Source organism: Methanofollis tationis (assembly GCF_013377755.1).
Lineage (GTDB): Archaea > Halobacteriota > Methanomicrobia > Methanomicrobiales > Methanofollaceae > Methanofollis > Methanofollis tationis.
The window spans coordinates 172,320-185,994 of the sequence record NZ_JABXWR010000001.1; the positions used below are offsets into that span (position 1 = coordinate 172,320).

General features: G+C 63.5%; 9 protein-coding genes. 4 read left to right on the plus strand and 5 right to left on the minus strand.

Annotated features, from left to right (window positions below):
* From pstB to HWN36_RS00805, 3 genes are all read left to right on the plus strand, one after another.
* Positions 1-765: a phosphate ABC transporter ATP-binding protein PstB gene (pstB, locus tag HWN36_RS00795; protein ID WP_176787436.1), complete on the plus strand. Its 765-nt coding sequence runs from the start codon at positions 1-3 to the stop codon at positions 763-765.
* A gap of 10 nt (positions 766-775) precedes the next feature.
* Positions 776-1,426 carry a phosphate signaling complex protein PhoU gene (gene phoU, locus HWN36_RS00800; protein ID WP_176787437.1) on the plus strand — a complete coding sequence of 217 codons (651 nt, stop codon included), beginning with the start codon at positions 776-778 and terminating at the stop codon, positions 1,424-1,426.
* Positions 1,427-2,071: 645 nt separating this feature from the next.
* Positions 2,072-3,199: an IS256 family transposase gene (locus HWN36_RS00805; protein ID WP_176787304.1), complete on the plus strand. Its 1,128-nt coding sequence runs from the start codon at positions 2,072-2,074 to the stop codon at positions 3,197-3,199.
* Positions 3,200-3,515: 316 nt separating this feature from the next.
* Here the strand turns inward: HWN36_RS00805 and HWN36_RS00810 are convergent, their stop codons facing one another.
* The 3 genes from HWN36_RS00810 to HWN36_RS00820 are packed head-to-tail and all read right to left on the minus strand — an operon-like array spanning position 3,516 to position 7,637.
* The gene (locus HWN36_RS00810) at positions 3,516-4,493 is read right to left on the minus strand and encodes a TIGR00341 family protein (protein WP_176787438.1); all 978 of its coding nucleotides are present in this window, start codon (positions 4,491-4,493) and stop codon (positions 3,516-3,518) included.
* Between the two features lie 16 nt (positions 4,494-4,509).
* Positions 4,510-5,571 (minus strand): magnesium/cobalt transporter CorA, encoded by a 1,062-nt coding sequence (gene corA, locus HWN36_RS00815; RefSeq protein WP_176787439.1) that lies wholly within the window; start codon positions 5,569-5,571, stop codon positions 4,510-4,512.
* Positions 5,568-7,637, minus strand: a complete 2,070-nt coding sequence (locus tag HWN36_RS00820) for an acetate--CoA ligase family protein (RefSeq protein ID WP_176787440.1) — start codon at positions 7,635-7,637, stop codon at positions 5,568-5,570. The genes corA and HWN36_RS00820 overlap by 4 nt, the downstream gene beginning before the upstream one ends.
* Positions 7,638-7,733: 96 nt before the next feature.
* On the opposite strand from HWN36_RS00820, the gene HWN36_RS00825 reads away from it, so the two are divergent.
* Positions 7,734-8,687 carry an EF-Tu/IF-2/RF-3 family GTPase gene (locus HWN36_RS00825; RefSeq protein ID WP_176787441.1) on the plus strand — a complete coding sequence of 318 codons (954 nt, stop codon included), beginning with the start codon at positions 7,734-7,736 and terminating at the stop codon, positions 8,685-8,687.
* A 581-nt stretch (positions 8,688-9,268) separates the two neighbouring features.
* On the opposite strand, the gene mutL is transcribed toward HWN36_RS00825, so the two are convergent.
* A complete protein-coding gene (mutL, locus tag HWN36_RS00830) occupies positions 9,269-11,011 on the minus strand; it encodes a DNA mismatch repair endonuclease MutL (RefSeq protein WP_176787442.1) in 1,743 nt (580 codons plus the stop codon).
* Complete coding sequence (gene mutS, locus HWN36_RS00835) at positions 11,008-13,617, minus strand: DNA mismatch repair protein MutS (protein ID WP_176787443.1); 2,610 nt, start codon at positions 13,615-13,617, stop codon at positions 11,008-11,010. Before mutS ends, mutL begins: the two co-directional genes overlap by 4 nt.
* Positions 13,618-13,675: the final 58 nt, after the last annotated feature.

A 13,675-nucleotide genomic window follows, 5' to 3' on the forward strand; every position in this document is an offset into this window, starting at 1 on the left:
ATGACGACAGAAGCAGCCATCATCAGCACAAAAGGCCTCAACCTCTATTACGGGGATAACCACGCCCTCCAGGAGATCGACATCTCCTTCGCGCGCAACCGGGTGACCGCCCTGATCGGGCCGTCCGGGTGCGGGAAGTCCACCCTGATCCGGTGCCTGAACCGGATGAACGACCTCGTCGACAACGTGCGGGTCGAGGGGGAGATCCTCTTCGACGGTGAGGATATCGTCTCTCCCAGAACCGACGTCGTCGAGATCAGAAAACGCATCGGGATGGTCTTCCAGAAACCCAACCCCTTCCCGAAATCGATCTACGAGAACGTCGCCTACGGCCCGCGGGTCCATGGCATCAGGGACAAAAAAACCCTCGATGTGATCGTGGAGAAGAGCCTGAAAGACGCCGCCCTCTGGGACGAGGTGAAGGACCGCCTCCACGCCTCGGCGCTCGGGCTCTCGGGCGGGCAGCAGCAGCGCCTCTGCATCGCCCGGACCCTGGCCGTCGAGCCCGAGGTGATCCTGATGGACGAGCCCTGCTCGGCCCTCGACCCGATCGCCACTGCAAAGATCGAGGACCTCGTCGAAGAACTCAAGAAACATTATACCGTGATCATGGTGACGCACAACATGCAGCAGGCGGCGCGCGCGAGCGATTACACCGGGTTTATGTATCTGGGGAAACTGATCGAGTTCGGCGAGACCGACCAGATCTTCGAGGCGCCCCGCGAACAGTTGACCGAGAACTATGTGACCGGCCGGTTCGGCTGAAGGTGACCAGATGAGCGAGAAATTTCATGAAGAACTGAGGGAACTGAGACGCGAGTTTTGTGAATACAGCGCCTTCTCGACCCTGATGCTGAAGGACGCCTTTGAAGCCCTGAAGACGAGCAACGTCGACCTTGCGGCCGATGTCAACACCAGGAAAAAATACCTCTCCGAACGGTCGGATTATTTCGACGAACGGTTACTTACCCTCATCGCCCGCTATCAGCCGATGGCGCAGGACCTGCGGACGATCATCTGCACCCTCAAGATGAACACGGCCTTCTACCGGATCGGGAGATACGGGAAAGATGTTGCCATCCTCGTCCCTGACTTCGCCGCCTCGGGCCACCTCGGCCGGATGCTCAACCTCCCCCATATGGCAGAGCTCGTCTTCTCGATGATCGACGACACCCTGGAGGCCTACCGGTCGGGAAATGTCGCCCGGATCTCGGATTTCTCTGAAAGGGACGACCGTGTCGACGATCTCCGCTACTCGGTCTTCAGGGAGGGGATCACCTACATGATGGAAGACCCGCGCAATATCAGCCGGTGCATGGACTACGTGATGATCGCCCGCTATCTCGAACGCTGCGGCGACCACTGCTGCGCCATGGCCGAGAAGATCCATTACATGGCCACCGGCGAGCGGGTGGACATCAGCTGAAGGCCCTTCCCCCTCTTTTTTTGGCCGTGTAGAAGTTCTCACCATTTCCGGGTGCGAGCGTGATCCGGTCGCCTTCTCTTATCTTTGCGCCCCGGGACTCTGCCCCCGGACCCCTGTATGCGATTGGGGTGGGAAGGCCAGGGCGAAGTCCAGAAGAGGAGGTCTGCTGTCCTGCTCCAATCGCAATCGGCAGGGGGTCCGGGGGGCTGCAGGCCCCCCGGTATCAGGGCGGCGATCCTCTTTTTCGATCGCAGCGCACCGATCAACCGCCTTCCCTACGCTGCCTGCCGGGGGCTCTGCCCCCGGACCCCCGCATACGATTGGACCGGGACGGCAGCACAAGGAGTCCGAATGGATCACCGCCATCTCCCCCGATCGCAGTTCTGTGGGGTGGCAGGTCCCCGGCAGGGGTCTAATCGGTTTTCTGGAACTCTTACATAATCGCGAAGTCTGGCTCTGCCCGGGGGTTGCACCCCCGGACCCCGCGCACGATTGACCCGGACATGCGAGGACGGGGAGGGCGGAGCACCGGTCGATGAAAAATGCGGGATGGGCATGCCGGGGTGGTGACAGTGTAACGAATCTTCTGTAAAAATAATTTGGCCCTGAATCCAACCTAGATTTGGACAAAGGAGAAACAGGGCCATGGATCCCTTAGCGTTAATCGAAGATTATCTTTCCGATAATGAGAATGGCATGAAGACCCTCATCACCTGGTTCCTCAACCAGGTGATGCTGCTCGAAGCCCTCCACCAGGCGGGAGCCGAGCAGTATGAACGAACCGATGCGCGGAAGGCTCACCGAAACGGCTACAAGAAGCGATCTCTGAAAACCCGATATGGAGAAACGATCCTCCAGAAACCGCAGTTCCGAGAATTTCCCTTCGAAACACAGGTATTTGGACGCTATTCCCGGGTTGAGAAGGCTCTTGAGAATGCTATCTTTGAATCCTACCTTCAGGGAGTCTCAACCCGCCGGATCCAGGAGATTGTTGCTCATTTTGGCATCGAACAACTCTCTCCTGCTTCAGTATCCAGGATAGCAAAGGACCTCGATGAACAGGTCCATGCATTCCTTCAGAGGCCGATTGAACAGGAGATTCCCTATCTCTTTGTGGATGCTTCGTACTACAAAGTCAGAGAGGGACCACGGTACATCACCAAAGCTCTTCTGGTGATCGCCGGTGTTCGAATGGATGGCTACCGGGAAATCCTGGGAGCCAGAATCACTGATTGTGAAAATGAGATGTTCTGGTCGGGATTGTTCGAAGACCTCAAAGAACGAGGATTGGTGGGTGTCAAGATGGTTGTCTCAGATGGTCATGCCGGGATCCAGAAGGCGGCGGAAGCCGCCTTCCTCGGCGCATCGTGGCAGATGTGCTCGGTCCATTGCACCCGGGCGGTTTTAAAGAATATTCCACGGAAACATCAGAAAGAAGTTGCTGAGTCCTTGAAGGAGGCATATGGGGACGAGGAAAGACTTCAGCAGCTTGCAGATGATCTGAACGAACGAGGATATCGGAAAGCGGCCAATACGATCGAGAGATTCATCCCGGGACTTATGAGTTACACGGCGTTCCCGAAAGAGCACGCAAAGCGGATCCGAACGACGAACATGATGGAAAGAGTCAACAAGGAACTGAAACGGAGAACCAAAGTTGTAGGGGCCTTTCCCAATGAAGAGTCACTCCTCAGGCTGGCAGGATCCATCCTGATGGACATCAATGAGGAGTGGGTGACCGGCAGAAGATATTTGACGATGGAGGGGGAATGATCAAACAAGGAGACAGGGCTCAGACGAATTACAGAAGATCTGAAACACTACCGGGGTGGTTCGCCCGTCCCTGCCCCAATTGCAGGTTTATGGGGTGGCAGGCGCCCCGGCATCGAGGCACCGATCCTCCTTTCCGATCGCAGGGCGACGATCGACCGCCTTCCTCACGCTGCCCGCCAGGGGTTGCACCCCCGGACCCCCGCATGCGATTGGACCGGGAAGGCCAGGGCGAGAACCAGAAGAGGATCTCTGCCATCCTCCCCTCAATCGCAAGCGGCAGGGGGTCCAGGGGAAGCACCTGACCCCCAGGCTCCCCTCAGATCGAAGGGGCAAGAAACATGCTGATGGCGAGGAGGAGGGCGGCAAGGACGACGATCAAGAGCACCGTTCTCGTAATGAACCGGCGGGCGGCGACCTGCTCGTAATACTCCCGCGGGCCTATCCTGAGGGTGAGGGTCGCGATCAGCGCCCCGGCCATCATCCCGATGACGTTCTCCAGGACGAGCACCGTCGAGGGGAGGAGGTAGGGGTGCATCATGGCAAGGGCGATCCCCATCACCGCCGTCGGCGGGAGGAGGGCGGCGGCGATGGCGACGCCGGCGATCAGGTCGGACATCCCGCGCGCGAGGGCGAGCACCGATGCGAACCCCAGCAGGACTGCCATGAAGATGTAGATCGGGCTCACCTCGGTCCGGGAGAGGATCTCCGAGGTGATGGCGAGGGGCGTGACGAGGTTGAGGGCGAACGTGGTCAGGGCAGAGAGGGCGAAGACACAGGCGAGCAGCCCTGCAAGAACGCCGATGCTCCGCATACCGTCGCGCACCTTCCCGATCGCCATGTTGATCGCAAACCCGTAGATGGGTCCGAGTATAGGGGAGAGGAGCATGGCGCCGATGATGATCGCCACGTTGTTGAGGAAGAGGCCGGTGAGGGCGATGATGCCGGCGATCGAGGTGAGAACCACCTTTCCGGCATCGAACTTCTGGTAGGGTTTTGTGGTGTCGAGGAGTTCCTCTATAGGCGTCTTTTCAGGGGCTTTCGTCTTCTCCTCGGCCCTCTTCAGGTACGGCGAGATGACAAAATCAGGGGAGAGAACCTCGATGAGGTTTTCCCGGTAGCGCAGGTCGATCACGGGTTTTATCCGCTCAATGAAGGCGTCGAGGTCGCTGTCTGGCACGAAGAGTTTGACCTGGTAGACGTCGTCCTCGTGGACGATCACATGGTAGACCCCTTCGAAGAGGGGGAGAAGATTTTCGTAGTCCTCCTTTCGCGCATTGATCAGTATTTTCTTCATGATCCCTCTTTTCACCTCAGATCCATCGTTTTCGCCTGAAATAGATGAGCAGCACAAGGGCAACCCCGGCCATCAGGGCAAGGGAGGCGGGGTAGCCGTAGCCCCATTCCAGTTCGGGCATATGCTGAAAGTTCATGCCGAAGACACCGGCGATGAAGCTGAGCGGGATGAAGATGGTGGCGATGATCGTGAGCACCTTCATCACCTCGTTCATCCGGTTGCTCGCGCTGGAGAGGTAGATGTCGAGCATGCCGGCCGCCATGTCCCGGTAGGTCTCGAGGGTGTCGATCACCTGGATGGTATGGTCATACACGTCCCTGAGGTACAGGCGGGTCTGGTGCGTAATCAGGGTAGAATCGCTCCTTTCAAGCCCGGAAATAACTTCTCTCATCGGCCAGACGCTTTTTCTGAGAAAGATCAGTTCCCGCCTGAGTTCCCTGATGGAGCGGATCGTCTTCGGATCGGGATCGGCGATGATCAGGTCGTCGACCGCCTCGATCCGCTCGCCGAACCTCTCTATAACATGAAAATATTCGTCGACGATGGTGTCGATGAGGGCGTAGGCGAGGTAATCGGCACCGCGTTGCCGTGCCCGCCATTTCGGCGACCGGATCCGCTCGCACACCGGATCGAAGACGTCACCGGGCCTTTCCTGGAACGAGATCACATAACGATCGCCGAGGACAAGGCTGATCTGCTCGTCCACCACCTTTCCGTCCTCGAGATAGCCGATCATCTTCATGACGACGTAGATCGTCTCGTCGTATTCCTCCATCTTCGGCCGCTGTTCGGTGTTTAAGATGTCCTCCAGGATGAGGGGGTGGAGTCCGAAGATCTCGCCGGTTTTCTCGATGACGCCGACCTCGTGGAGGCCCGTGACATTGATCCAGGTGACTGTGTCGCGGTCGCGGTATGCGGCGAGATCCCCGGCATTGAGGACCGATATTTCATCGATCTGCTCCTGGGTGTAGTCGATCACATCGATCGTCGTCCGGGCGGCCGCCTCGTCGCCGACGTAGACGAGCGATCCCGGCGGGAGGCCTGCTTTCTGGGATCGCTTCATCACCGCGCCGGTCATCTTTCCTCCTCTTCTCCGTCGCATGCCGGAGTTTTCTCTCTCTTCCCCCCGGGTATGGTCAGGGCGCTCCCGATCGCCCTGAAGGCGTCCTCGATCTCGGGGAAGTTGGGGAGGCAGTTGTCCTTGAGGATCCGCACCGCCGCCGCCATGCTCTCCCCGCCCAGGAGGGAGGGGACCACCATCTTCCCGGTTTTCTTCGAGAACCTGACGATCTCGTGGGCGATCTCCACGGGATTGAGGACGGCCGAGGGGACGGTGACGACGACGGCGATGTCCCATGCCTCCTGGTGCTCGATCATGACGTCGAAGACCTTCGCGTAGCGCCCGGCCCCGCCGTCGCCGATGATGTCCATCGGGTTTGCGCGGTTCCAGAGCGGCGGGAGGAAGGCATCGAGGTCGCGGCAGATCTCGTCGGGGAGCGTGGGGAGCGAGACGCCGTATTTTTCCGCATAGTCGGATGCGAGCACGGCAAACCCGCCGGCCCCGGAGATCACGACGCACCGGTCCCCGCCCGGATACCCCTCTGAGGCGAGGAGTTCGCCGACCTGGAAGGCCTCTTCGAGCGACTCAGCCAGGATCACGCCGGCCTCCCGAAACGCCGCCGCATAGACCGCATGCGAGCCCGCGAGGGACCCGGTATGGGAGGAGGCGGCCGCCTTTCCCCTCTCCGACGCCCCGGACTTGACGGCGATCACCGGGAGGCGTGCGGTCACCTCTCGCGCCGCTTCATAAAAACGCCTGCCGTCCCTGATCTCCTCGACGTACAGGATCACCGCCCGCGTCGCCGGGTCGCCGGCGACCGCCTGGAGGAGGTCGGGGAAGCCGAGGTCTGCCTGGTTCCCGACGCTGACGACCGCCGAGAACCCCACGCCGGCCTGGACGCTCCAGTCTGCCACCGTGGTGATCACCGCCCCGCTCTGGGAGAGGAACCCGATATGCCCGGGTTTTGGCGAGATAGGATCGAAGGTGGCGTTGATGCCGAGGTGGGGGAGCATGAGCCCGAGGCAGTTGGGGCCGAGCACCCGGACGCCGTGCGCCCGTGCAGCCCTGATCACCTCCTCCTCGAGCCTCCGCCCTTCGTCGCCCGTCTCCCTGAAGCCCGCCGAGACGATGACGGCGAGACCGATCCCGCGCTCCCCGCACTCCTCGACGATTCCGGGGACGAGGGGTGCCGGGACGGCGATCACCGCCATCTCCACCTCACCCGGGATCTCCCTGACCGAGGGGTATGCGGGAACGCCGATGACCCTCGCGTACTTCGGGTTAACCGGGAAGACCTGGCCCCTGAAGTGGAGGAGGTTTCGCAGAATCGCATACCCGATCTTTGCCGGGTCGGAGGACGCCCCGACGATGGCGATGCCGCCGGGCGCCGGGAGGGTAAAGGGGGCCCGCTCCTCACGCGGGACCTCGGGCGTCTCACCGGCGATGAACCGGGCATCGACGGCGCAGGCCCCTTCCTCGTAGAGGATCAGGGGGTTGATGTCGAACTCCCCGATCTCTTCCCCCGTAAAGAGGCGGGATGCCGCCAGCACCGCCTCCACCAGGGCCTCCTCGTCGAGGGGGGGGCTCCCGCGGTAGCCGCGGACCAGGGGGTAGGCCTTCAGGCCTCGGACCATCTCCCTGATTCGCTCTCCCGAGACCGGGGCGAGGGCGAAGGTGGTGTCGCCCAGGAGTTCGACGAGCACTCCGCCGGCGCCGACGGCGATCACCCTGCCGAAGGCCGGGTCGGTCGTCCCGCCGACGATGAACTCGAGGCCCTGCGGGAGTTCCTCCTCGACGATCACGCCGTCGATCCCGGCGCCCGGCGCTGCGGCGGCAACCGAGGCGAGGATAGCGTCGTAAGCATTTTCGGCCTCGTTCCGGCCCTTTATCCCGGTTATCACCCCGCCAACATCGGATTTGTGGACGATATCCGGGGAGACGACCTTGAGCACGACCGGGTAGCCGATCCTCTCCGCGATCGCCCCGGCATCGGCCCGGCTCGCTGGAATCTCGTGCTTCGGCACTCGAATGCCGTATTTCGCAAGAAGCGCATACCCTTCTGCTTCACTCAGCCGCCGGGCCATTCCTGTATCCCTGATCTGGAGAGTCCCTATAAACATCTATCGTCCGCACCGCACTGAAGAAGCATTATCCCGCTCTTCCGCCAATAGATAACCACTATGGCAAACCTCACTGTGGCGGTAATGGGCCCCGCAGGGTATGCAAAGGACCTCGGCAAGATGGGGACGAGCACCGACATCACCTTTTACAACCTGAAAAAAGGCGCAGACACGGTCACCTTTATCGAGCCGACCCGATACCCCGAGCGCCTGGCCCCGCTCTTCTATGCCGCATCGCTGGCCGACGCGGCGATCGTCGTCGTGGACGCCCTCAACGCGACCTTCGGCGAGTGCCTCCTGATGCTTCAGGCCGCAGGGATCGGCCGGGGCTACCTGGTCCTCAGGAACTATATCTCGCCCGACCAGATCAGGCCCCTCCTGAAGGGCACCGTGCTGGAGGGCTACGAGTGCATGGAGGACGATGCAATCGCCCTGCGCGATCGCCTCCTCGACGCCGCCCACCAGATCGGCATCGAGCGCTCGCTCGCCGACCGGAAGAAGACCTGCATCGTCCCGATCGACCATTTCTTCAATGTGCGCGGGATCGGGACCGTCATCCTGGGCTGTGTGGCCGATGGACACCTCAAGAAGCATGACAGCCTGAAGGTGCACCCGATCGGAAAGACCGCCCTCGTCAGGTCCATCCAGAAGCACGACGACGATTTCGAGGATGCGGATACCGGCGACCGGGTGGGCCTCGCCCTCAAGAGCGTCGAGGCGGAGGAACTCAGCCGCGGCTATGTGCTCTCCAACGACTCCTCGCTGCGGAGCACGACGGCGATCAGCGGCCGCCTCGACCTGGTGCCCTTCTGGAAGGCCCCGATCACCGAGGGCATGGTCCTCCATATCGGACACTGGATGCAGTTCGAGCCCTCCCGGGTCGTCTCGGCGTCTGGCGGTCAGGTCACCCTGGAGATGGAGAAGGAACTGGTGTACCTCCCGGGGTCGAAGGCGGTCGTCACCTACCTCGAGGGCGGGAACCTGCGGGTCGCCGGGACGCTGACCATCTCCTGATACTCTTTTTTTTCGGGGCCTCTTGCGCCAGGGGACAATTTTGATCGGCCTGCTGCCCCGCAGACCTGTGATCGGGGGAGATGGCAGTGATCCATTCGGATTCCTCTGCTGCCTTCCCGGCCCAATCCGCTCAGCGGGGCAGAGCCCCAGGGCGGCAGCGCGGGGAAGGCGGTCGATCGGTGCGCTGTGTTCGGGAAGGAGGATCGGCATGCCGGTGGCGGGGGGCCTGCAGCCCCCCGGGCCCCCCGCCCATTGCGATTGGTGCAGGACGGCAGACCTCCTCTTCTGGACTTCGCCCTGGCCTTCCCACCCCAATCGCATGCGGGGGTCCGGGGGCAGAGTCCCCGGCAGGCAGCGTGGGGAAGGCGGTCGGTCGGTGCTCTGCGATCGAAAAAGAGGATCGCTGCCCTGATACCGGGGGCCTGCAGCCCCCCGGACCCCCTGCCGATTGCGATTGGGAGGAGAGATGGGAGTGGCCATTCCAGCTCCTGTGCTGCCTTCCCGGTCCAATCTGCTCAGCGGGGCAGAGCCCCAGAGCGGGGAAGGCGGTCGATCGGTGCCCTGATGCCGGTGGGCCCCCCTCACGTCCGCCGGAACATCGCCGCCAGTTCGTCAGGGGAGAAGGTGACGATCGTCGGGCGCCCGTGCGGGCAGGTATAGGGGTTTTTCGTCCGGGCGAGCTGGTCAAGGAGGCGGCGCATCTGTTCGGGGGAGAGGCGGTCGCCCGCCTTGATCGCCCCCCGGCAGGCGACCCTTCTGAGCACCGCCTCCCGCTTCCCCACCGGGTCGGCCGGGCTCTCCCTGACCAGGGCGGAGACCAGGTCCCTGATCACCTCGGGCTCCTCGAGTTTCCCGAGCACCACCGGGATGGCGTTCACCGCATAGGTCGAGGGGCCGAACTCTTCGAGGACAAAGCCCTCCTCTGCAAGGGCCGGGAGGGCCTCCCGCGCCAGTTCGGACTCCTGCGGCGAGAAGGTGACCAGCACCGGGACGATCAGCTCCTGCGATCCCGGGCCGGCCTTTTCCTGCGCCTGCTCATAGAGGACGCGCTCGTGGGCAGCGTGCTGGTCGATGACGACCAGGGAGCGCCCCTCTGCCGAGCCGACGATGTACATCGCATCCAGCTGGCCGATCACCTCGATCTCCGGGAGGAGGTTTCGCTCGGCGCCCGCGAGGGGCAGTTCGCTCTGCCGCAGCCGCCGGTCGGTGAGGGTGAACGGGGCGCGGCTCTCGGCCACGCCGGCGGCCGGGATCCGGGGCGGCTGTGCAGGGAGGGAGAAGACCGGGAAGACGGGCTTTGCGCCGGCGGCGCTGAGGTCCTTCCCGCCGAGGGCGGTGCGGACGGCGCCGGCGATCGCCCCGTAGATCTCCTTCTCGTGGCTGAGCCGCACGAGTTTTTTCGTCGGGTGTACGTTGACGTCGACGAGGTCGCCGTTGATCCCGATGCTGAGGAAGGCGACCGGGAAGCGGTCCTTCGGGAGGAGGGTGCCGTATCCCTCCTTGATCGCCCGCACGATCTGGAGGGAGGAGATGGGGCGGGCGTTGATGGAGAGGAAGACCTGGTACGGGTCGGCCCGCGAGAGCGCCGGCGTCGAGATATAGCCGGCGACCTGGACGAGAGGGGTTTTGAGGGAGACCGGGACGAGATCCTTTGCCACGGCCGTCCCGAAGAGGGAGGCGACCGTTTCCTTCAGGTCATCGGTGGCATGGGTGGCGATCCGCTCCCGGCCGTTGTGCAGGAGGCGGAACGAGATCTCCGGGCGGGCGAGGGCCGTCCTCTCGATCACCCCGTGGATATGGGCGAGTTCGGTGTGGAGGGACTTGAGGAACTTCCGCCGCGCCGGGGTGTTGAAGAAGAGGTCGCGCACCTCCACGCTCGTCCCCTCGGGCGCCCCGACCTCCGCGACCTCTGGAGCGTTCCCGCCCCGGATCGCCACCCTCGTCCCGGCGATCTCGCCGCCGCCCCGCCGCCGCGTGACCAGGGTGACGTCTGAGACCGAGGCGATGCTCGGCAGGGCCTCCCCCCTGAAGCCCAGGGTGAGCACCCGGTCGAGGTCGTCGATCCGGCTAATCTTGCTGGTGGCGTGCTCTTTAAAGGCGAGGACGGCGTCGGCCCGCCCCATCCCGGCGCCGTCGTCGACCACCCTGACGGCGGTGACGTGGTTTCTCTCCGAGGTCACCTCCACCCGGACCAGGCGGGCGCCGGCGTCGATCGCGTTCTCCACAAGCTCCTTCACCACCGAGGCCGGGCGCTCCACCACCTCGCCGGCGGCGATCTGGTTCACCGTCCGCTCGTCCAGCACCTGGATCGTCGTCCCGTTCATCGCCCCTCCTCCCCTGCAATCCGTTTGAGGTCATAGATCTTCTCGAGGGCGGTCCGCGGCGTCAGGGTGTCGGGGTCGAGTTTCTTGAGTTCCTCGACGACCGGGCTTTGCCGCGTCACCGGGCTGTCGCTGATCAGGAGCATCTGGGTGTAGCGCCGCCCCTTCGCGTCGGGAGACGATACGGCGTCGGCGGTCTCCTGCAGGATCTTCTCGGCCCGCTGGGTCACCTTCGCCGGCACGCCCGCGAGGCGGGCGACATGGATGCCGTAACTCTTGTCGGTGGCGCCTGGGATGATCTTTCTGAGGAACACCACGTCCGACCCGGTCTCCTTGACGGCGAAATGGTAATTTTTCACGCGCTTCAACGAGCCCTCCACGTCGATTAACTGGTGGAAGTGCGTGGCGAACAGGGTCCTGGGCCCTTTGCCCCTGCTGCCGTGGAGGTACTCGAGCACGGCCTTTGCGATCGAATACCCGTCGATCGTGCTGGTCCCCCGCCCGATCTCGTCCAGGACCACGAGGCTTTGCTCGGTGACGTTGTTGAGGATGTTGGCGAGTTCCTGCATCTCGACCATGAAGGTGCTCCGCCCGCTCGAGAGGTCGTCCGAGGCCCCGACGCGGGTGAAGACGCGGTCCACGAGGCCGATCGAGGCATAGGAGGCCGGCACGAAACTCCCCATCTGGGCCATGACGGTGATCAGGGCGACGGCCCGCATATAGGTGGACTTGCCGGCCATGTTCGCCCCGGTGATGATGAGGATCTGGTCGCCCTCGCTATCGAGGAGGGTGTCGTTGGGGATGAACGTCCCGGCGGTCTTCTCCTCGACGACCGGGTGGCGCCCGTCCCTGATGACCGTCTTGAGGCCGTCGTAGAGTTCGGGGCGGACGTAGGCGTTCCTGAGGGCGACGTCGGCGAGGGCGGCGTGGAGGTCGAGGACGCCCACCGCCCGTGCGGTCTCCTGGAAGGCGGCGACCGAAGCGGCGAGCGTGCCGAGGAGGCCGGCGAAGAGTTCGGCCTCAAGGGAGAGGAGACGCTCGTCGGCGCTGGCGATGAGGGCCTCCTTCTCTTTCAGGGCCGGCGTCGTGAACCGCTCGCCGTTGGCCGTCGTCTGCCGGCGGTCGTAATCGTCAGGCACCAGGTGGAGGTTCGGCTTCGTGATCTCGATGGTGTAGCCGAAGACGCGGTTGTACTTCACCTTCAGCGACTTGATCCCGGTCCGCTCCCGCTCTGTCTGCTGGAACTCGGCGATCCACGTCCGCCCTGAGCCGGAGAGCCGGTGCAGGTCGTCGAGTTCGGCGCTGTAGCCCTCCCTGATCGCTCCGCCGTTCTTCAGGCTGGCCGGGGGATCCTCGGCGATCGCCCGGTCGATGAGGTCGATCACCCCGGCAAAGTCGCCGAGGCGGCCGAGGGCGTCCGTGATCTCGGCGGGCGCCTCTTCGGGGAAGAGGCCCCTGATCCCGGCGACGCACCCGAGCGAGGCGGCGAGGGTGACCAGGTCGCGCGGGGTTGCGTTGCCGTAGGCGATCCTGCCGGCGATCCGCTCGATGTCGGCGCATTGCCTGAGGAGATCCCGCAGGTCGGTGCGCACCGCCGTATTCCGGCAGAGGTAGTCGACGGCGTCGAGGCGGGCGTCGATCCGCGCCGCCGAGATGAGGGGGTTGACGAGGTGGCTGCGGAGGGTCCGGCTCCCCATCGCCGTCCTGGTGCGGTCGAGGACATGGAGGAGGGTGCCCTCCTTCCCCTCACCCCGGATCGTCTCGGTGATCTCGAGGTTTCGCAGGGTGATCGCATCCAGCATCATCCGGTCGGCCGGCGCCCTGACTGATAGGCCCGTGATATGGGAGAGGGCCGAGTACTGCGTCTCGGTCGCATAGGCGAGGGCGGCCCCGGCAGCCCTGACGGCAGCGTCGAGTCCGGCGCACCCGTAGCCGTCGAGGGAGAGCGCCCCGAAGTGGCCGAGGAGGAGGTCTTTGGCGGCGTTTTCGGCGAAGGCGTCCTCGCGGAACCGGGTGACGAGCACCTCCAGGTCGGCAAGGCGCCCCTCCAGGCCGTCAGGCAGGGCCGGGCCGACGATGCACTCCTGCGGGCGGTAGCGCTCCACCTCAGAGAGGACGGCGGAGAAGTCCCGGTCGCCGGCGCACTCCTCCACGAAAAATTCTCCGGTTGAGATGTCCAGGAATGCGAGCCCGAATTTCGGACCGTCAGGGCAGAGGGCCATCAGGTAGCGCGCTCCCGGCGAGGCGATCATCGAGGCGTCGATCACCGTGCCCGGCGTGATCACCCTGACCACGTCGCGCTTGACGATCCCCTTCGCCTTCTTCGGGTCCTCGATCTGCTCGCAGACGGCGACCCGGTAGCCCTTCGAGACCAGGCGCGCGATATAGGTCTCGGCCGCATGGTACGGGACGCCGGCGAGGGGCATCCTCTCGCCCTCCCGGTCCTTGCCGCGTGCCGTCAGCACGATATCGAGCTCCCGTGAGACGACCCCTGCGTCATCGCCGAACGTCTCGTAAAAGTCGCCCATGCGGAAAAAAATGATGCAGTCCGGATGTTTCTCCTTCATCGAATAGAACTGCCGCATGGCCGGGGTCATCTTCTCGATCATTCTGTATGAAGTCCACCGCCATGCTAAAAGGAGTTTCTTTCGTCGGATCCTGTCCTCG